Origin of the sequence: Serratia sp. CMO1, from assembly GCF_015689115.1 — a bacterium.
Lineage (GTDB): Bacteria > Pseudomonadota > Gammaproteobacteria > Enterobacterales > Enterobacteriaceae > Serratia > Serratia marcescens.
The window spans coordinates 4,030,092-4,049,968 of sequence record NZ_CP065032.1; the positions used below are offsets into that span (position 1 = coordinate 4,030,092).

Sequence of the window (19,877 nt, forward strand, 5' to 3'; positions counted from 1 at the left end):
GGAGCACACCATGAAACGCATTTGGCTGTTACCGGGGTTCACGACCTTGCTGCTCGCCGCATCGCCGGTCTGGGCCGACGCCTATCTCGATCAGGCCACCGCCGCCGTCGCGAAGGCCACCGCCAGCGCCACCCAGTGGGACGGCCCCACCAGCGGCCCGCAGCTGCAGGCCAACAAGAAGATCATTTTTATCGCCTCCGACATGAAGAACGGCGGCGTGCAAGGGGTGCAACAGGGGTTGAGCGAAGCGGCGAAAGCCGCCGGCTGGAAGCTGGAAACGCTCGACGGCGGCGGCTCGGTGAAAGATCAGCTGGCATCGCTCAATCAGGCCATCGCCCAGAAACCGGACGGCATCGTGATCGGCGGCTGGAACCCTAACGTCGCCAAGATCCCGCTGAAAAAGGCCGTACAGCAGGGCATCGTGCTGACCGCCTGGCACGCGGTGCCGGAACCGGGCCCCATCGCCAAATACAACGTGTTCTATAACGTCACGTCGGATTCCAACGAAGTGGCGCGCATCGCCGCGCAATACGCGGTGGTTCAGTCCGGCGGCAAGGCGAGCGTGTTGATCTTCACCGACTCGCTGTACCAAATCGCGTTGGACAAGGCCAACGTCATGAAAGAAGAGATCGCCAAATGCAGCGGCTGCACGCTGCTGGAATTCATCGACACGCCGCTGGCCGATACCGCCAACCGCATGCCGGCAATGACCTTCAGCCTGCTGCAGAAGTACGGCGACAAATTCCAATATGCGCTGGCGATCAACGATCTGTACTTCGACTTTATGGCCCCGGCGCTGAAGACCGCCGGCAAAGGCGGCAAGAACGCGCCTTACAACGTGTCGGCCGGCGACGGTTCGATCTCCGCTTACCAGCGTATCCGGTCAGGCGACAGCCAGTCGGCGACGGTGCCGGAGCCCTTGAAGCTGCACGGTTGGCAACTGCTGGACGAATTCAACCGCGCCTTCGCCAAGCAGCCGCCTTCCGGCTACGTCACGCCGGCGCACCTGGTGACACGCGACAATATCGCCGCCGACGGCGGCGCCAATAACCTGTATGACCCGCAAAATGATTATCAGGGCCATTACAAAGCGATCTGGGGCGTGAAGTGAACGGCGGCATTCGGCATTCATTGCGCACGCACGCTCAGCTCGAGCGCTTGTGCTCACCTGCGATTTGGGCCGAAGGGCCGGTCTGGCTACCGCAGGAGGATGCGGTGGTGTTCAGCGACGTGAAAGGCAATCGCATGTTCCGCTGGTCACGCCGGGGTGAGCTGGCCCTATACCGTTCGCCGTCGCACTACGCCAACGGCAATGCGCGCGACGGCGAGGGGCGCGTGGTCAGCTGCGAACACGGGCGGCGCGGCATCAGCCGCACCGAAAGCGATGGCGAAGTGCGCCTGTTGATCGACCGCGTCGACGGTAAGCGCTTTAACTCGCCGAACGACGTAGCGGTGCGTTCCGACGGCACCCTGTGGTTCACCGATCCGCCCTACGGCATCATCGGCGACGAAGAGGGCTACAAATCGGAAAGCCAGGTGATCGGCTGTTACCTCTACAGCTTCGATCCGCGCGACGGTTCGCTGACCATCGCCGCCTGCGACCTGCAGCGCCCGAACGGTCTGGCGTTTTCACCGGATGAAAAATGGCTGTACGTGGCGGACATGTCGATCGTGGATTTCCCGACGCTGGGCCGCCGCGAGCTGCGCGTCTATGCGGTCAACGGCCGCGAGCTGGAAGCCGGCCGCCGTTTCGCGACGGTGGAGCCCGGTTTCCCGGACGGGTTCTGCGTCGACCGGGCCGGCAATCTGTTTTGCAGCTGCGCCGACGGCGTGCTGGTCTTTGATCCAGAGGGGCGACAGATCGACAAAATCAGCGTGCCGGAACGCGTCTCCAATTGCACCTTCGGCGGCCCGAACGGCGATGAACTCTATATCACCGCCACCACCTCGCTCTACCGCATGGTGTTGAACACCCGCGGTTAGCCGGGGTCTTGCAAGACGCAGGGTGGGTGTCGATCCGCCCTGCTTTGCCATGTCTGAAGCACGCCATCTCCACCAAAATGTGGCGACGATCACAAAATCACCACTCAATTTTAACGTCATGTTTTTCATGAATAATTTTACTCCCCCTTGCTTTGACTTCCCTGAATCGCCGGGATAGCATTTATTTGAAATGCAATTTCGCATATTGAAATCTAGCGAACCAAAAACAGACGATTCGCACAGGCGGAGAACCGGCATGAGAGTGAGTTACAGCGAATTAAAACAGCAATTCAAACGCGTGCTGCTGGCGCGCGGCGTGGCGGAACATCTCGCCGACGACTGCGCCGGCATGTTCGCCGACACCACCGCCAGCGGCGTTTACTCCCACGGCGTTAACCGCTTTCCGCGCTTTATTCAGCAGTTGGACGCCGGCGATATCGTGCCAGACGCTGAACCCAGCAAACTGTTGTCTCTGGGGGCGATCGAGCAATGGGATGCGCACCAGGGTATCGGCAACCTTACCGCCCGCCGCATGATGGATCGCGCCATGCAGTTGGCCGATGATCATGGCATCGGCCTGGTGGCGCTGCGCAACGCCAACCACTGGATGCGCGGCGGCGGTTACGGCTGGCAGGCGGCGGAGAAAGGCTATATCGGCATTTGCTGGACCAACTCGATCGCCGTGATGCCGCCGTGGGGCGCCAAAACGTGCCGTATCGGCACCAACCCTTTGATCGTCGCCGTGCCGGGCAACCCGATCACTATGGTGGACATGTCGATGTCGATGTTTTCCTACGGCGCGCTGGAGCTGAACCGGCTTGCGGGCAAAACCCTGCCGGTGGACGGCGGCTTCGACAACGACGGCCATCTGACCCGCGATCCGGCCACCATCGAAGAGAATCGGCGCATTTTGCCGATGGGGTACTGGAAAGGATCGGCGTTGTCGATCGTGCTGGACATGATCGCCACCCTGCTGTCAGGCGGCGCCTCGGTGGCGGAAGTGACGGAAGATCACCGCGACGAATACGGCGTCTCGCAGGTGTTCATCGCGATTGAGATAGACCGGTTGATCGACGGCGACAGCCGCGATCAAAAACTGCAGCGCATCATGGATTACGTCACCAGCGCCGAACGGGACAACCCCGACGTCGCCATTCGCCTGCCGGGCCACAAGTTCCCGCGCATTCTGGCAGAGAACCTGCGCGACGGCATTCCGGTCGACGAACGAGTCTGGGCGCGCATTCAGGCGCTGTAACGGGAGGAGCATCATGATATTCGGCCACATCGCCAACACCGCGCCCGAGCAGTACCCGACGCCGGTCGCCAACGCCGTCGCCTATTTGCAGCGCACCGATTTCAGCGTCTTGCCCGCAGGGCGCTATGAAGATCCCGCCACCGGCTACGTGGTGCAAGTGCTGGATCTGCATACCCAACCACCGGATGCGCTGCGCCCGGAAGTCCACCGGCAAAACGTCGACGTGCAGTTTCTGGTCAGCGGCACCGAACTTATCGGCGTAGCGGCGGACAACGGCGACAACGTCGTTCATCAGGAGCTGCTGGCACAGCGCGACATCCTGTTTTATCAGGACGTGGCCGACGAATCCTGGCTCACGATGCGACCCGGCAACTTCGCGGTATTTTTCCCCCAGGACGTGCATCGCCCGGCCTGCATTAACCAACGCCCAAGCGCGATACGCAAGGTGGTGGTGAAGATACCGCTGGCGTCGTTTAGCGCCTGATAGCCGCCACACCCGTAACGATAACAACACCGGTCCATGGGCCGGTGCGGGCGCCCCTGCGCCCAAATCAAGCAAAACAAACGCCCGACCCTACAAAAAAGCGAACATCGAAAGAGGTCCTTATGAATACAGCCTCCGTTTCCGTCAGCCAAAGCCAGGCGATCCCCAAGCTCCGCTGGCTGAGGATCGTGCCGCCGATCCTCATCACCTGCATCATTTCTTACATGGACCGGGTCAACATCGCCTTCGCCATGCCCGGCGGCATGGATGACGAACTCGGCATCACCGCCTCGATGGCCGGACTGGCCGGCGGCATCTTCTTCATCGGTTACCTGTTTCTGCAGGTGCCCGGCGGCAAGCTGGCGGTATACGGCAACGGCAAGAAATTCATCGGCTGGTCACTGTTGGCCTGGGCGGTGATCTCGGTGCTGACCGGGCTGGTCACCAACCAGTACCAGCTGCTGTTCCTGCGCTTCGCCCTCGGCGTTTCCGAAGGCGGCATGCTGCCGGTGGTGCTGACCATGATCAGCAACTGGTTCCCGGATAAGGAGCGCGGCCGCGCCAACGCCATCGTCATCATGTTCGTGCCGATCGCCGGCATTCTCACCGCCCCGCTGTCGGGTTGGATCATCACCGCCTGGGACTGGCGCATGCTGTTTCTGGTGGAGGGCGCTCTGTCGCTGATAGTCATGGCGCTGTGGTACTTCACCATCAGCAACCGCCCCCAGGAGGCCAAATGGATCTCGCAGGCGGAAAAAGAGTATCTGGTAAAGACCCTGCACGACGAACAGCTGCTGATCAAAGGAAAAACGGTGCGCAACGCCTCGTTGCGCCGGGTGCTGGGCGACCGGATCATGTGGCAGCTGATCCTGGTGAATTTTTTCTACCAGACCGGTATCTACGGCTACACCCTGGGGCTGCCGACCATTTTGAAAGGGCTGACCCACGGCGATATGGAGCAAGTGGGCCTGCTGGCTATCCTGCCCTATATCGGCGCCATCTTCGGCATGCTGATCATCTCCACCCTCTCCGATCGCACCGGCAAGCGCAAAATCTTCGTCGCCCTGCCGCTGGCCTGCTTTGCCGCCTGCATGGCGCTGTCGGTGCTGCTGAAGGATCACGTCTGGTGGTCTTACGCTGCGCTGGTCGGCTGCGGCGTATTTATTCAGGCGGCGGCCGGGGTGTTCTGGACCATCCCGCCCAAATTGTTCAACGCCGAAGTGGCCGGCGGCGCGCGCGGCGTGATCAATGCGCTGGGCAACCTCGGCGGCTTTTGCGGCCCGTATATGGTCGGCGTCCTGATCAGCCTGTTCAACAAGGATGTCGGTGTCTACAGCCTGGCTGCCTCGCTGGCGATCGCCTCCGTGCTGGCGTTGATGCTGCCCAATAAATGCGACCACAGTACGAGGAGCGAATGATGGAATATTGGCTGGGGCTCGACTGCGGCGGCACCTTCATCAAGGCGGGTTTATACGACCACAGGGGCCATGAACACGGCGTTGCGCGGCGCAATCTGGCGATCGTCGCGCCGCAGCCCGGCTGGGCCGAGCGCGATATGGCATCGCTGTGGCGCACCGCCGCCGACGTGATCCGTGAAGTGCTGTCCGCCAGCGGCGTTGCCGCCGGCGCCATCCAGGCCATCGGCATCTCGGCGCAGGGCAAGGGCGCGTTTCTGCTGGATAAGCAGGGGCAGCCGCTGGGCAACGCCATGCTCTCTTCCGATCAGCGCGCGCTGGCGCTGGTGCAGGAATGGCAACGGCAGGGCGTGCCGCAGGCGCTGTATCCGCAAACGCGCCAAACGCTGTGGACCGGGCACCCGGTCTCACTGCTGCGCTGGCTGAAGCGGCATCAGCCTGAACGTTACGCCCGCATCGGCAGCGTGCTGATGGCGCACGACTACCTGCGCTATTGCCTGACCGGCGAGCTGGCCTGCGAAGAAACCAATATCTCCGAATCCAACCTGTATCAGATGCGCAGCGGACGCTATGACCCGGCGTTGGCGCAGCTGCTGGGCATCGGCGACATCATGCCCGCCCTGCCGACGATTGTCGGTTCGGCCGACATCGCCGGACGCGTCGCGGCAAACGCCGCGGCCATTACCGGCCTGCAAATCGGCACCCCGGTGGTCGGCGGGTTGTTCGACGTGGTGTCCACCGCGCTGTGCGCCGGCCTGCAGGACGAAACCCGGCTCAACGCGGTGATGGGGACCTGGTCGGTCACCAGCGGCATCACCGACGCCATCGTCGAGGGTTTCGATCATCCCTTTGTCTATGGCCGCCACGCCGAAAACGGCCAATACATCGTGCACGAAGCCAGCCCCACTTCCGCCGCCAACCTGGAATGGTTCTGTCACCAATGGGGGCTGCAGGACTACGACCAGCTTAACCGCTGGGTCGCCGCCCTGCCGAAAGCCGCCGGCGATCTGCTGTTCGCCCCTTTCCTGTATGGCTCCAACGCCGGCCTGGGGCTGAGCGCCAGCTTCTACGGCCTGCAGGCCTTCCACCAACGCGAGCACCTGGTGCAGGCGATCTACGAAGGCGTGGTGTTCTGCCACATGACGCACCTTAACCGCATGCGCCGGCGTTTCCCTGAGGCGCAGGCGCTGCGCGTGACCGGCGGTCCCGCCAAATCCCTCCCCTGGATGCAAATGTTCGCCGACGTCAGCGGCCTGCCGGTTGAGCTGCCGCAGGTGGAAGAAACCGGCTGTTTGGGCGCGGCGATGGCGGCCATGGTCGGCAGCGGCGTCTTCAGCGATTTTACCGCCGCCCAGCGCCGGCTGGCGCCGCGTATCGAGCGGCTGCTGCCTGATGCGGCCGCCGCCGAAGCTTACAACCACAAACACCAACGTTATCAGGCGCTGATTGCTGCATTGCAAAATCTGCAGCCCGCCAACAAGGAGGCCCCATGAGCACGAAACCGCGCCTGCAGCTGGCGCTCGATCAAACCCGTTTAGATACGGCGCTGCGCACCGCCGAGACCCTCAGCCCCCATGTGGACATCATCGAGGCCGGTACCATTTTGTGCATCAGCGCCGGCATTCAGGCGGTTAGCGCGTTGCGCGAGCGCTGTCCGCAGCACACGCTGGTGGCCGATCTCAAGGTGGCCGACGCCGGTGCGACGCTGGCCGAGCAGGCCTTCGGCCAAGGCGCGGACTGGATGACGGTGATCTGCGCCGCGCCGTTGGCCACCATGGCCAGCGCGCGGGAGGTCGCCGAGCGTCACGGCGGCGAAATCCAGATCGAACTGTTCGGCCGCTGGACATTGGAGGATGCGCGGCAATGGCGCGGCCTTGGCATTCGCCAGGCGATCTATCACCGCGGCCGCGACGCGCAGGCCAGCGGGCAAACCTGGGGCCGGCAGGATCTGGATCGGATGAAGGCGCTGTCCGATCTGGGCATCGAGCTGTCGGTGACCGGCGGCATCACGCCCGCCGACCTGCCGCTGTTTAAAGAGATCGCCGTCACCGCCTTTATCGCCGGCCGCGCGCTGGCCGAGGCCGGCGATCCGCCGGCGGCCGCCAGGCAGTTCCGCGCCGCCATCGATGACATCTGGAGATCATGATATGCGTCAGCACCCGTTGGGAATTTACGAGAAAGCGCTGCCGAAACACCTGAGCTGGCCCGAGCGCCTGGCGCTGGCCAAGGCCTGCGGCTTCGACTTCGTCGAAATGTCGGTGGACGAAAGCGATGAACGCCTGGCGCGCCTGAGCTGGAGCAAGGCGCAGCGCTTGGCGCTGGTGGACGCCATGCTGGAAACCGGCATCCGCATCCCGTCGATGTGCCTCTCCGGCCACCGGCGCTTTCCGTTTGGCAGCCACGATCCGGCGCTGCGCCAGCGCGCCTTCGACGTGATGGAACAGGCCATTCAGCTGGCCAAAGACGTCGGTATCCGCACCATCCAGCTGGCCGGCTACGACGTGTATTACGAAGAGCAGGACGAGGGGACGCTGGCGCGCTTTAGCGAAGGCATGCAGTGGGCGGTAGAGCGTGCCGCCGCCGCCCAGGTGATGCTGGCGGTGGAAATCATGGATACCGCCTTTATGAACTCGATCGGTAAATGGAAAGCCTGGGACGCCCTGCTGGCCTCGCCGTGGTTCACGGTGTATCCGGACGTCGGCAACCTCAGCGCCTGGGGCAATGACGTGCCGCGCGAGCTGGAGCTGGGCATCGACCGCATCGCCGCCATTCACCTGAAAGACACCTACCCGGTCACCGCCGTTTCGCCGGGACAATTCCGCGACGTGCCGTTTGGCGAAGGCTGCGTCGACTTCGTCGAGGTGTTTCGCACGTTGCAGCGCCTCAATTACCGCGGCGCATTCCTGATTGAGATGTGGACCGAAAAAGCCGAGGAGCCGGTGGCCGAGATCGTTCAGGCCCGCCGCTGGATCGAACAGAAAATGCAACAAGGGGGCATGACATGCTGACTCAGTTAAAACAACAGGTGCTGGAGGCCAATCTCGATCTGCCACGCCATAAGCTGGTGACCTTTACCTGGGGCAACGTCAGCGCGGTGGATCGCGAACGCGGCCTGGTGGTGATCAAACCTTCCGGCGTTGAATACGAGCATATGACGGCGGAGGATATGGTGGTGGTCGATCTGGCCAGCGGCCGCACCGTCGAGGGGGTAAAAAAACCGTCGTCGGACACCGCCACCCATCTGGCGCTGTACCGCGAATTCGCCGATATCGGCGGTATCGTGCACACCCATTCGCGCCACGCCACCATCTGGGCGCAGGCCGGGCTGGACATCCCCGCCTGGGGAACCACCCACGCCGACTACTTTTATGGCGCGATCCCCTGCACTCGCCTGATGACCCAGGATGAAATTGAGCACGATTACGAACTGGAAACCGGCAACGTGATTATCGAAACCTTCCGCCAGCGCGATATCAATCCCAACGCGATCCCGGCGGTACTGGTCAACGCCCACGGCCCCTTCGCCTGGGGCAAAGACGCCCACAATGCGGTGCATAATGCGGTGGTGCTGGAAGAAATTGCCTACATGGGCATTTTCTCGCGCCAGCTGACGCCGGGCATTCACAGCATGCAGCGCGAACTGTTGGACAAACACTACCTGCGCAAACACGGCCAACACGCCTACTACGGGCAGTAGCGCGCCGGGGCTTTAACCGTGGCACCCGATGCTTTGCCGCATCGGGTGCCAACGGGCATGAGGCGCAGTGTAGCGAAAACCGCATTCGCCCATCGGCGAAAAATTCGCTATCATCCGCACCCACCCTCCAGCCGGCCGCCCGATGTCTACGATCACCGATACCTTTATCGCCCCGCCATGCCATGACCAGATAGAGATCCTCTATCAGGACGATCATCTGGCGCTGATCAATAAGCCGGCCGGGCTGCTCAGCCTCTCGGGCAAGAATCCGCAGAATCTCGATTCGGTACACCACCGGCTGGTACAGAGGTTCCCCGGCTGCGCCCTGGCGCACCGCCTGGATTTCGGCACGTCCGGTTTGATGGTGGTGGCCCGCAACAAGACCGTCAACGCCGCGCTCTGTCGGCAGTTCAGCGAACGCACCGTCGGCAAAGTGTACAGCGCGCTGCTCTGCGGCCATCTGGCGGATAACGAAGGGGTAATAGACGCGGCGATCGCCAAAGATCCGGCGTTGTTCCCGCTGATGTCGATTTGCGCCCTCCACGGCAAGCCCGCCCGCTCCCGCTATCGGGTCGTCGAACGTTTTTATCGTGAAATGGAAGGCGGGATCTCGCTGCCGTTGACGCGGGTGCAGCTCACCCCGGAGACCGGACGCACCCACCAGCTGCGTATTCACAGCCGGCAATTGGGCCATCCTATTTTAGGTTGCGATCTGTATGGCGGGCGCCTGCTGCCGGGTACCGAACAGACGCCGCGGCTGATGCTGCACGCCAGCGAGCTGGACTTTGTGCACCCCATCAGCGGAGAGCGGATAACCGCTCGTCACGCAGCGCCGTTCTGAACGCGGCTTACCACATCAAATCGTCGGGCACTTTAAAGTCGGCGTACGGATCGTCTTCATCCTGTTCTTCCTGACTCAGCGCGCTGTGCAGCACTATGCTGGCCGCATCGCGCTGCGCGATTTTATCGGCGACGCTCGCGGGGATAATCGCGTATTCACACTCTTCCCGATTCTCGACCACCAAGCGGGCAATGGCGAGGCGGCCATTGATCAGCTGCGTCTGCGTCGCCTTATCCACCAGGATTTTTTTAATCAGGTTGCCGTCGGTGAAGTTGAAACCGATATCGCCTTTCGCCAGGACGATGCGGTTCATCTCGATCAGCTGCTTCACCTGCGCCTTGTACTCTTTGGACAACGCGGCCTGCTTTTGCTGCTCGCTCAGCTGCTTATCGCGCTCAAGCTGCGCCTTTTTATTCTCTTCCACCGCTTCTCTGGCCTCGCGGGCCTGAACGCGTGATTTTTTAGCCGTTCTCTGGACTTTGGCCATTTTCTTGCTGGTTACCAAGCCCGCTTTGAGCATCTGCTCTTGTAAGGTGAGTTTTGTCATGTTCGTGTCTGAAGCCGTGGGATCATGGAGGGATTATACCCGTAATTTTTCAGGCTGCACCAGGTTGCCGGCCCAACCCACCGGCGGTTTGCGCCGCAGGGCAACGGCGATAAACCGCCCCGAACGCCAGAACATGAATACCGCTCATGTGGTAATGAAATTAAGTCTCTTTCACTCCCACCGGGACTCTGGCAAAAATAGACCTCATTAACGACAGACAATATGAAATCGGCTGAATGAAAAAAGAGAAAAACAAACCATTGAAACAAATGGATAAATACAGCCTTCATATCATATAACAGGATGCTATAAGACGATGAATAGAGACTTTACCTTTACGATTAAGAGCAGTTCTTTCGATGAAGATTATAACCCTTCTGAAAGTACGCGTATCACCACCAACTTCGCCAATTTGGCCAGAGGGGAAAATCGCCGGGAGAACCTGCGCAATACGCTGGTGATGATTAACAATCGCTTCAATACGTTGGCGCATTGGGATAACCCCAAGGCCGATCGCTATTCGGTCGAGCTTGAAATCATCTCGGTTGAGATGCGCATTGAAGATCAGGGCGCCAGCTTCCCGGTGATCGAAATCCTGAAAACCAACATCCTTGATAAAAAAACGCAAAAGCGTATCGAGGGCATCGTTGGGAACAATTTCTCCTCTTACGTGCGCGATTACGACTTTAGCGTCTTGCTGCCGGCGCACAATAAAAACACGGCGGAATTTACCATTCCGGATGATTTCGGCGATTTGCACGGCAATATCTTTAAGCACTTCGTCAATTCAAACGAATACCATGAAAATTTCAGCAAACCGCCGGTGATTTGCCTCAGCGTGTCCAGCAAAGACACCTACCATCGGACGGGCAATCAACACCCGGTGTTGGGCGACGAGTATCGGCAAGACGGCGCTTCGCTGACCGACCGGTATTTTAAAAAAATGGGCCTGCAGGTGCGCTACTTCATGCCGAAAAATAGCGTCGCGCCCCTGGCGTTTTATTTCCCCGGGGATTTGCTGAGCGATTACACCGATTTGGAACTGATCGGCACCATCAGCACGATGGAGACCTTCCAGAAAATTTATCGGCCTGAAATTTACAATGCCAACTCGGCGGCGGGGCAATGCTATCAGCCCAGCCTGAATAACCAGGATCATTCATTAACCAAGATTGTTTACGATCGCGAAGAGCGTAGCCAGTTGGCGATTGAGCAGGGGAAATTTACGGAAGAGCAATTTATCAAACCCTACAAACCTCTTCTTGAGCAATGGTCTGCTCACTACGCGCTTTGATTCACTCAAATACAGGTCATCTATCATGAAAATATTGCTCCCTACGTCGACCGCCGGCAGCTTGCCCAAACCTGTCTGGCTGGCCCAACCGGAAACCCTGTGGTCGCCCTGGAAATTGCAGAATGAAGAATTAATCGAAGGGAAACAGGACGCCTTGCGTTTGTCGCTGGCAGAGCAACAACAGGCCGGCATCGATATCGTCAGCGATGGCGAGCAAACGCGTCAGCACTTCGTCACGACGTTTATCGAGCACCTCAGCGGCGTCGATTTCGAGAAACGCGAAGTGGTTAAAATCCGCAATCGCTACGAAGCGAGCGTGCCAACCGTTGTGGGGGCGGTCTCGCGCCAAAAACCCGTTTTCGTTGAAGACGCCAAATTTTTACGCCAGCTGACCAAGCAGCCGATTAAATGGGCCCTGCCGGGGCCGATGACCATGATCGACACGCTTTATGACAACCACTATAAAAGCCGCGAGAAATTGGCCTGGGAGTTCGCCAAGATCCTCAATCAGGAAGCCAAAGAGCTTGAGGCCGCCGGCGTCGACATTATTCAGTTTGATGAGCCCGCATTTAATGTGTTCTTTGACGAGGTGAATGACTGGGGCATCGCCGCCCTGGAAAGAGCCGTTGAAGGGCTTAAGTGTGAAACGGCCGTACATATCTGCTATGGATACGGCATTAAGGCCAATACCGATTGGAAAAAGACGCTGGGCTCTGAGTGGCGGCAATATGAAGAGGCGTTTCCCAAGCTGCAAACGTCGACTATCGATATTATCTCGTTGGAGTGCCATAACTCGCACGTGCCGATGGATCTGCTTGAACTGATTCGCGGTAAAAAAGTGATGGTCGGCGCCATCGACGTAGCGAATCATGCCGTTGAGACGCCGGAGGAAGTAGCCGCTACGCTGCGCAAAGCGCTGCAGTTTGTCGATGCCGACAAGCTCTATCCGTCGACCAACTGCGGCATGGCTCCCCTGCCCCGTCAGGTCGCCAGCGGCAAGCTGAATGCCTTAAGCGCAGGCGCCGAAATCGTGCGCCGAGAACTGTTGGCCAAATAACCGCGCCAGCGCCCGCCGCAGTAGCCTCCTGCGGCGGGCGATTATCATCGACTCCCCCTCCCCGCAACGCCCCCGCTCTGGTGTATACTCGGATTTCTACGCGATGCCAGCCAAAGCGGCCTGAACGGCCCCTCAGCCAGCCCACACCAGCTTAATAACAGTGGAACCCTCATGAGCCCAGATACCGCTCGCATCAGCGAAATTATCGATCGCGCCAAGATCTCGCCTTATCAAATTCTCATCCTCGCCCGGTGTTTCCTGATCGCCCTGCTGGACGGCTTCGATACCGCCATCATCGGCTATATCGCCCCGGCGCTGCGCGAAGAGTGGGGCCTGCAGCCAGCGCAGCTCTCCCCCGCCTTCGGTGCGGGATTGTTCGGCCTGCTGATCGGCAGCCTGCTGTTCGGGCCGCTCGCCGACGCCATCGGCCGCAAACGCGTGCTGCTCGTCGCGGTGCTGGTGTTTGGCGGCTGCACCCTGGCTTCGGCCTATGCGCATTCGATCGAATCCCTGACCCTGTTGCGCTTCATCACCGGCATTGGCCTCGGGGGCGCGATACCGACCTGCATCACCCTCAGCTCTGAGTACTCACCGGCGCGCCGGCGCATGCTGATGGTCACCCTGAGCTGGAGCGGCTTTACCGCCGGGCTGGCCCTGGGCGGCCTGCTGGCCGGGCAGATCATTCCTGCATTTGGCTGGCGCGGCCTGCTGGTGGTCGGCGGCATTGCGCCATTGGCGCTGCTGCCGCTGTTAGCCTGGCAGATGCCCGAATCAGTACGCTTTATGGCCGCCAGCGCCAAACATGCCGATCGGCTGCGCCGGGTGGTCGAGCGCATCACCGGCCAGCGTTGGGCCGGTGTGACGATTGTCGATGACGAGCGTCCGGCGCAGGTCAAATCGCCGATCTCGCATCTGTTTATCGAAGGGCGCGCCGTGCGCACCCTGCTGCTGTGGGCGGCGTTCTTCTGTTCGCTGTTCGTGTTCTACCTGCTCACCAGCTGGTTGCCGACGATACTCAAAGACGCCGGTTACGATATCGCCCACGCCTCGCGCATCGGAGCCATGGTGCCGCTCGGCGGCACTCTGGGCGCCATCCTCATGGCGCTGCTGATGGATCGGGTCGGGCCCTACCGCGTATTGGCCGTCTCCTACCTGGGCGCCGCGCTGGTGATTGGCGCGACCGGGTATCTGATGGGCGACGTCTACACGTTGGCCGCCATTGTGTTCCTTATCGGCTTCGGCGTGGCCGGCGCGCAGAACGGCCTGAACCTGGTTTCCGCCACCCTTTACCCGACCGCAGCCCGCGTCACCGGCGTCAGTTGGGCCATGGCCAATGGCCGCTTCGGCTCGATCGTCGGCTCGATGCTCGGCGCCTGGATGATGACCGCCGCCGGATCGCCAGAAGTGTTCTTCCTCTGGCTGGCGTTGCCGGCGCTGCTGGGCGCAGCCGCCATCTTCCTGCTTTATCGCCTCAGCCTGCGCCGCCGCGCGCCATTGACCGAACCGGCGGCCGGCATCTGAACTCGCGGAAATAAAAGGCCGAGACGCCATCGGTAGCGTCTCGGCCCGCAATAAAAAAGGGGGCCAAGGCCCCCTTCTGTGTTATTCCGCCTTGGCGGAAGCGTCTTCGGTGCGATACAGGTGCACGTCCATCTGCGGGAACGGAATGCCGATGTTGTGGGCATCCAGCGCGCGCTTGAAGTTTTCCATCAGATCGAAGTACACGTTCCAGTATTCCGCGTTAGTGGTCCAGGAACGGGTCACGAAGTTCAGGGAAGATGGCGCCATCTCGTTCAGACGCACGGTCACGCCTTTAGCGTGCATGATGCGTTTGTCGGCGGCGATCACGTCGCCCAACACCTTTTTCACCACGTCGATATCGGCGTTGTAGGCCACGCCTACCACGATATCCACGCGGCGGTTCGGTTCGCGGGAGTAGTTGATGATGTTGCCGGCGATGATTTTACCGTTCGGCACCACGATGGTTTTGTTGTCTGCGGTGCGCAGGGTGGTGGAGAAAATCTGCACCTGATCGACGGTGCCGGCCACGCCGCCCAGATCGACATACTCACCCACGCGCAGCGGGCGGAAGATCACCAGCAGCACGCCGGCGGCGAAGTTGGACAGCGAGCCTTGCAGCGCCAGACCGACGGCCAAACCGGCGGCACCCAGCACGGCGATCACCGAGGTGGTCTGCACGCCGACGCGCCCCAGCACCGCGATGAAGGTGAACGCCAGCACGCCGTAACGTACGATCGCCGACAGGAAGTCAGCTACCGTGGCGTCGATGCCGCGCAGTTTCATCACGCGGTTCAGCGCATTGCCGACCACGCGGGCCACGATCGAACCGATGATCAGGATAACGATGGCGGCGACGATATTCACCGCGTACTGGATCAACAGATCCTGGTTCTTCACCAACCAGTCGCCGGCACCGTTGATGCCGTCTACTACATTCAAATCTTTCATTCGTGTCGTCCTAACTCAGTCCCTAACGGGAGAAACTCGCAAAAATACACTGGCTTCGGCAGCCAGTAGGAAACCACCGCCTAAGGGTAACCAACATTAAAGGCTCATGCCAACCGTCAGCGTTAAAAATAGCCGAAACCGCCCGCCGCTTCTTCTATGCTGAAAACAGCGCGTTGGCCATTTCACGACAAGAGATCCGTTCTTCATGCACATTCGCTCTTCGCTCAAACACTATTGGCAAGTGCGGCCCAGGCTGCTGTTTTCCGTCGGCGCGGGGCTGTTGTGCTTTCTGCTGCTGCCCGCCCAGCTCTCGTTGCTGCAGCGCCTGATGATCGGCTGGAATACGCTGGCCTGGCTCTATCTGCTGTTTCTCTGGCGGCTGATGCTGGTCAGCACGCCGCAGCACATTCGCCAGATCGCCCGGCGACAGGATGAAAGCGCCAGCACGGTGTTGGCGCTGGTCAGTTTCGGTTGTCTGGTGAGCATTCTGGCGATCCTGTTCGAATTGAGCAGCGCCAAACAGGCCAGCGACTCGCTGAAAACGCTACATCTGGCGTTAACCGGCGCAACGCTGGCAGTCTCCTGGCTGCTGCTGCCGACCGCCTTCACCATGCACTATGCCCATCAGTTTTATCGTCAGGGCGCACAGCGGGATCCTTTGCCGCTGCTGTTCCCCGGCAATCTCACCGAGCCGACCTATCTGGACTTCGCCTACTTCTCCTTCACCATCGCGGTCGCGTCGCAAACCGCCGACGTGGCGGTCGGCGCCGCGGAGGTACGTAAAATCGCGCTCGTGCAGTCAGTTATTTCGTTCGTGTTCAACATGCTGATCCTGGGCCTGTCGATCAACGTTGGCGCCGGCCTGCTGGGCTGAAAACAAAAAAGGCTCCCCGCAGGGAGCCTTTTGCATCGTGCAACAGGTGCCGAAGATTACAGAACGTCTACCGCGTTCAGATCTTTGAAAGCCTGCTCCAGACGCGTCACCATGCTGGTCTGCGCTGCGCGCAGCCATACGCGTGGATCGTAGTATTTCTTGTTTGGCTGATCGGCGCCTTTCGGGTTGCCCAGCTGGCCCTGCAGGTAAGCTTCGTTCGCTTTGTAGTACTGCAGGATGCCGTCCCAGGTCGCCCATTGGGTATCGGTATCGATGTTCATCTTGATCACGCCGTAGCTGACGGACTCTTTGATTTCCGCATCGCTGGAACCGGAGCCGCCGTGGAACACGAAGTTCAGGCTGTTATGCGGCAGGTTGAATTTCTCGGAAACGTATTTCTGAGAATCGCGCAGGATGGTCGGAGTCAGCTTAACGTTGCCTGGCTTGTACACGCCGTGCACGTTACCGAAGGAAGCTGCGATGGTGAAGCGCGGGCTGATGGCGTTCAGTTTTTCGTACGCGTAAGCCACGTCTTCCGGCTGGGTGTACAGTGCGGAAGCGTCCATATGGCTGTTGTCCACGCCGTCTTCTTCACCGCCGGTGCAGCCCAGTTCGATTTCCAGCGTCATGCCGATTTTGGCCATGCGCTTCAGGTAGGCGCTGCAGATCTCGATGTTTTCTTCCAGAGACTCTTCAGACAGATCGATCATGTGGGAAGAGAACAGCGGTTTGCCGGTAGCGGCGAAGTGCTTCTCGCCGGCGTCCAGCAGGCCGTCCAGCCATGGCAGCAGTTTCTTCGCGCAGTGGTCGGTGTGCAGGATCACCGGCACGCCGTAGTGTTCAGCCATCTGGTGAACGTGGTGTGCGCCAGAGATGGCGCCCAGAATCGCTGCGCCCTGAGGCACATCGGTCTTCACGCCTTTGCCGGCGATGAACGCGGCGCCGCCGTTGGAGAACTGAACGATGACCGGCGCGCGCACTTTAGCCGCGGCTTCCAGCACTGCGTTGATGGAGTCGGTACCCACGCAGTTTACCGCTGGCAGCGCAAAGTTGTTCTCTTTAGCAACTGCGAAGACTTTCTGAACGTCATCACCCGTGATGACACCCGGTTTTACGAAATCAAAAATTTTAGACATGTTACTTTGTCCTGTTTCGTCGGCCGTAGATGGATGTAAATCGATGTTTTCACGCCGCGCAGCGTTAGCCGCGCGGTATAAAACAAACGGGCGGCTTTCGCCTCCCGTTGTCTGAATTACTGCTTAGCGCGCTCTTCCAGCATCACGACTGCAGGCAGCGGTTTCCCTTCAACGAATTCCAGGAATGCGCCACCGCCGGTGGAGATGTAGGAAATTTTGTCAGCGATACCGAACAGATCGATGGCTGCCAGAGTGTCGCCGCCGCCAGCGATAGAGAAAGCGTCGCTATCGGCGATCGCGCGGGCGACAATTTCGGTGCCCTTACGGAAGTTAGGGAACTCGAATACGCCAACCGGGCCATTCCACAGAATGGTCTTGGCGTTCTTCAGGATAACGGCCAGACGCTCGGCAGAGACGTCGCCCATATCCAGAATTTGCTCGTTGTCCTGGATCTCGTTGGCCTGCTTCACGGTCGCGGTTGCGGTTTCGGAGAACTCGGTCGCTACGCGCACGTCGGTCGGCACCGGAATGTCGCAGGTTTCCAGCAGTTTCTGCGCGTTCGGGATCAGGTCAGGTTCGTACAGGGACTGGCCCACGTTGTTGCCCTGCGCCGCCACGAAGGTGTTGGCGATGCCGCCGCCGACGATCAGCTGATCGGCGATTTTGGACAGGGAATCCAGCACGGTCAGTTTGGTGGACACTTTAGAACCGCCCACGATGGCGACCATCGGACGGGCCGGGTTGCCCAGTGCTTTGCCCAGCGCTTCCAGTTCGGCGGACAACAGCGGACCGGCACAGGCGACAGGCGCGAACTTGCCCACGCCGTGGGTGGAAGCCTGCGCGCGGTGCGCGGTGCCGAATGCATCCATCACGTACACGTCGCACAGCGCCGCGTATTTCTTGGACAGGGTTTCGTCGTCTTTCTTCTCGCCCTTGTTGAAGCGGACGTTTTCCAGCACCACCAGTTCGCCCTCGGCGACGTCGACGCCATCCAGATAATCCTTCGCCAGACGCACTGGGGATTTCAGGTGTTCTTTCAGGTAGTTGACCACAGGCAGCAGGGAGAATTCTTCGTTGTACTCGCCTTCGGTAGGACGACCCAGGTGGGAGGTTACCATCACGCGGGCGCCTTGCTTCAGCGCAGCTTCGATAGTCGGCAGGGAAGCGCGGATACGCGCGTCGGAAGTCACTTTACCGTCTTTTACCGGCACGTTCAGATCGGAGCGGATCAGTACGCGTTTACCCGCCAGATCCAGATCGGTCATCTTAATTACAGACATGGTGAACCCTCTTTATTGAATCTCTATAAAATTGCCTGAGCAGCGCGCCAATCACGCCGGCGCCGCCGTACTAGAAACCGCTGGCGGCCATTGCCCGTGTTGTATCCAACATCCGATTGGCAAAGCCCCATTCATTGTCGCACCAGACCAAGGTCTTTATCAGGTGCTGCCCGCTGACCCGAGTCTGCGTACCGTCGACGATAGCGCTGTGCGGGTCATGGTTAAAATCGATCGAGACCAATGGTAATTCCGTGTAGTCAACTATACCACGAAATGATTCCCGTGCGGCCTTTTGCAACAGCTGGTTGACCTCCGCCACCTTCACCGCGGCGCTCACGCTGACGCTGAGATCGATAGCCGTCACGTTGATGGTCGGCACGCGCACCGAGATCGCCTCGAAGCGATCGCAAAACTGCGGGAAGATACGGGTGATGCCTGCAGCCAGCTTGGTATCGACCGGAATGATCGACTGGCTCGCCGCGCGGGTGCGCCGCAAATCCGCGTGATACGCGTCGATCACCGGCTGATCGTTCATCGCCGAGTGAATGGTGGTCACGGTGCCGGATTCGATGCTGTAAGCGTCATCCAGCAGCTTGATCACCGGAATAATGCAGTTGGTGGTGCACGAGGCGTTGGACACGATGCGGTGCTCCGCCAGCAGCGTCTGATGGTTGACGCCGAACACGATGGTGGCGTCCAGATCGTTGCCGCCCGGATGGGCGAACAACACTTTCTTCGCCCCCGCCGCCAGATGGGCTTCGCCATCCGCCCGGCTGCCGTACACGCCGCTGCAGTCCAACACCACGTCGACGCCCAGCTCGCCCCAGGGCAACTGCTCCACCGCCGGCTGGTGCAACAGGCGAATCGCGTCGTCTCCGACGCTCAGCGTGTCGCACTCCTGCCGCACATCCCAGGCGAAGCGGCCGTGGCTGGAATCGTACTTCAGCAGATGGGCCATGCCTTCGGCGTTCGCCAGCTCGTTGATCGCCACCACGGAGATTTCCGCCCGTCGTCCCGATTCGTACAGTGCGCGCAATACGCTGCGGCCGATGCGGCCAAAGCCGTTTATCGCTATGCGGATGGTCATGCTGCTCCTGAAAAAGGGCCGTCCACGCCGGGTGACTCACCGGCGCCGCCCGGCGCTGACTGGTTGTCTCACTAACCCGCATAGAGTAGTGGATCGCACCGCCCGCTGTGAATCGCCGAGTTTGCATTATTCCCGCGCTTCAGCGGCTTTTCGCCGCCGTCACATCGGCATTTCTGTCGAAGAGTGCTTCAACTGAAACGCTTCAGCTGAGCATAAACCAAAGTTTTGGCAAAAGAAACAGGTGCAACAGTTCCTCAGGTAACGGAGGGGAGTTTTACGAGCATAAGATGATCTGGCGCACATTTTTAGCCTTAAGGCCGCGGTGGATTTTCGCTCGCCGGCCCCGTTTCGCCGTAGTGCTCGCGGAAATAGTCGCGCAAAAATTCGACCGTCACCCGCACTTTCGCCGACGTTGCCAGCCGGGAAACGTACACAGTTCGGAAAAGATCGCCGCTAAC

At 60.2% G+C, this 19,877-nt stretch carries 19 protein-coding genes and 1 pseudogene; 14 read left to right on the forward strand and 6 right to left on the reverse strand.

The genetic code is table 11. The annotated features are described in order from the left end of the window. Positions 1-10 precede the first annotated feature (10 nt). The 10 genes from IT763_RS19220 to IT763_RS19265 all read left to right on the forward strand — a co-directional run bounded on the left by IT763_RS19220 (position 11) and on the right by IT763_RS19265 (position 9,675). Entirely contained in the window at positions 11-1,111 is a 1,101-nt protein-coding gene (locus IT763_RS19220) for a substrate-binding domain-containing protein (RefSeq protein WP_016930015.1), read from the forward strand. Then, complete coding sequence (locus IT763_RS19225; protein ID WP_016930016.1) at positions 1,108-1,983, forward strand: SMP-30/gluconolactonase/LRE family protein; 876 nt, start codon at positions 1,108-1,110, stop codon at positions 1,981-1,983. Before IT763_RS19220 ends, IT763_RS19225 begins: the two co-directional genes overlap by 4 nt. Before the next feature lie 256 nt (positions 1,984-2,239). Then, on the forward strand, positions 2,240-3,238 hold the full coding sequence (yiaK, locus tag IT763_RS19230) for a 3-dehydro-L-gulonate 2-dehydrogenase (protein WP_016930017.1): 999 nt from the start codon (positions 2,240-2,242) through the stop codon (positions 3,236-3,238). 13 nt (positions 3,239-3,251) lie between these two features. Continuing rightward, a complete protein-coding gene (locus tag IT763_RS19235; RefSeq protein WP_016930018.1) occupies positions 3,252-3,722 on the forward strand; it encodes a YhcH/YjgK/YiaL family protein in 471 nt (156 codons plus the stop codon). 122 nt (positions 3,723-3,844) lie between these two features. Beyond that, positions 3,845-5,140: an MFS transporter gene (locus tag IT763_RS19240; protein WP_206194939.1), complete on the forward strand. Its 1,296-nt coding sequence runs from the start codon at positions 3,845-3,847 to the stop codon at positions 5,138-5,140. After that, positions 5,140-6,630, forward strand: a complete 1,491-nt coding sequence (locus IT763_RS19245) for an FGGY-family carbohydrate kinase (RefSeq protein WP_143778692.1) — start codon at positions 5,140-5,142, stop codon at positions 6,628-6,630. Before IT763_RS19240 ends, IT763_RS19245 begins: the two co-directional genes overlap by 1 nt. Continuing rightward, the gene (gene ulaD / locus IT763_RS19250) at positions 6,627-7,283 is read left to right on the forward strand and encodes a 3-keto-L-gulonate-6-phosphate decarboxylase UlaD (protein WP_033639440.1); all 657 of its coding nucleotides are present in this window, start codon (positions 6,627-6,629) and stop codon (positions 7,281-7,283) included. The genes IT763_RS19245 and ulaD overlap by 4 nt, the downstream gene beginning before the upstream one ends. A 1-nt stretch (position 7,284) precedes the next feature. Next, positions 7,285-8,145, forward strand: a complete 861-nt coding sequence (locus IT763_RS19255) for an L-ribulose-5-phosphate 3-epimerase (RefSeq protein ID WP_016930022.1) — start codon at positions 7,285-7,287, stop codon at positions 8,143-8,145. Further along, positions 8,139-8,834 (forward strand): L-ribulose-5-phosphate 4-epimerase, encoded by a 696-nt coding sequence (araD, locus tag IT763_RS19260; protein WP_016930023.1) that lies wholly within the window; start codon positions 8,139-8,141, stop codon positions 8,832-8,834. Before IT763_RS19255 ends, araD begins: the two co-directional genes overlap by 7 nt. Positions 8,835-8,976: 142 nt before the next feature. After that, entirely contained in the window at positions 8,977-9,675 is a 699-nt protein-coding gene (locus IT763_RS19265; RefSeq protein ID WP_049300357.1) for an RluA family pseudouridine synthase, read from the forward strand. A gap of 7 nt (positions 9,676-9,682) precedes the next feature. Here IT763_RS19265 and IT763_RS19270 read toward each other — a convergent pair whose 3' ends face one another. Next, complete coding sequence (locus IT763_RS19270; protein ID WP_025160208.1) at positions 9,683-10,222, reverse strand: DUF2058 domain-containing protein; 540 nt, start codon at positions 10,220-10,222, stop codon at positions 9,683-9,685. A gap of 316 nt (positions 10,223-10,538) precedes the next feature. Between IT763_RS19270 and IT763_RS19275 the strand changes: the two genes are divergently transcribed. From IT763_RS19275 to IT763_RS19285, 3 genes are all read left to right on the forward strand, one after another. Next, the gene (locus tag IT763_RS19275; protein ID WP_016930027.1) at positions 10,539-11,516 is read left to right on the forward strand and encodes a DUF1852 domain-containing protein; all 978 of its coding nucleotides are present in this window, start codon (positions 10,539-10,541) and stop codon (positions 11,514-11,516) included. A 25-nt stretch (positions 11,517-11,541) separates the two neighbouring features. Further along, the gene (locus tag IT763_RS19280) at positions 11,542-12,573 is read left to right on the forward strand and encodes a methionine synthase (protein ID WP_028127699.1); all 1,032 of its coding nucleotides are present in this window, start codon (positions 11,542-11,544) and stop codon (positions 12,571-12,573) included. A gap of 171 nt (positions 12,574-12,744) precedes the next feature. Beyond that, on the forward strand, positions 12,745-14,094 hold the full coding sequence (locus tag IT763_RS19285) for an MFS transporter (protein WP_206194940.1): 1,350 nt from the start codon (positions 12,745-12,747) through the stop codon (positions 14,092-14,094). A gap of 81 nt (positions 14,095-14,175) precedes the next feature. On the opposite strand, the gene mscS is transcribed toward IT763_RS19285, so the two are convergent. After that, complete coding sequence (gene mscS, locus IT763_RS19290; RefSeq protein WP_015378992.1) at positions 14,176-15,042, reverse strand: small-conductance mechanosensitive channel MscS; 867 nt, start codon at positions 15,040-15,042, stop codon at positions 14,176-14,178. Between the two features lie 205 nt (positions 15,043-15,247). Here mscS and IT763_RS19295 point away from each other — a divergent pair, with 205 nt between their 5' ends. Beyond that, on the forward strand, positions 15,248-15,916 hold the full coding sequence (locus tag IT763_RS19295) for a DUF1345 domain-containing protein (protein WP_016930030.1): 669 nt from the start codon (positions 15,248-15,250) through the stop codon (positions 15,914-15,916). Positions 15,917-15,972: 56 nt separating this feature from the next. Here IT763_RS19295 and fbaA read toward each other — a convergent pair whose 3' ends face one another. The 4 genes and pseudogenes from fbaA to IT763_RS23410 form a co-directional block, all read right to left on the reverse strand. Further along, entirely contained in the window at positions 15,973-17,052 is a 1,080-nt protein-coding gene (gene fbaA, locus IT763_RS19300) for a class II fructose-bisphosphate aldolase (protein ID WP_004931586.1), read from the reverse strand. Positions 17,053-17,168: 116 nt separating this feature from the next. Then, positions 17,169-18,332: a phosphoglycerate kinase gene (gene pgk, locus IT763_RS19305; protein WP_028127700.1), complete on the reverse strand. Its 1,164-nt coding sequence runs from the start codon at positions 18,330-18,332 to the stop codon at positions 17,169-17,171. Positions 18,333-18,402: 70 nt separating this feature from the next. Continuing rightward, complete coding sequence (epd, locus tag IT763_RS19310) at positions 18,403-19,419, reverse strand: erythrose-4-phosphate dehydrogenase (RefSeq protein WP_004931582.1); 1,017 nt, start codon at positions 19,417-19,419, stop codon at positions 18,403-18,405. Between the two features lie 311 nt (positions 19,420-19,730). Beyond that, a pseudogene (locus tag IT763_RS23410) lies at positions 19,731-19,853 on the reverse strand (LysR family transcriptional regulator); the annotation flags it as partial. Positions 19,854-19,877: the final 24 nt, after the last annotated feature.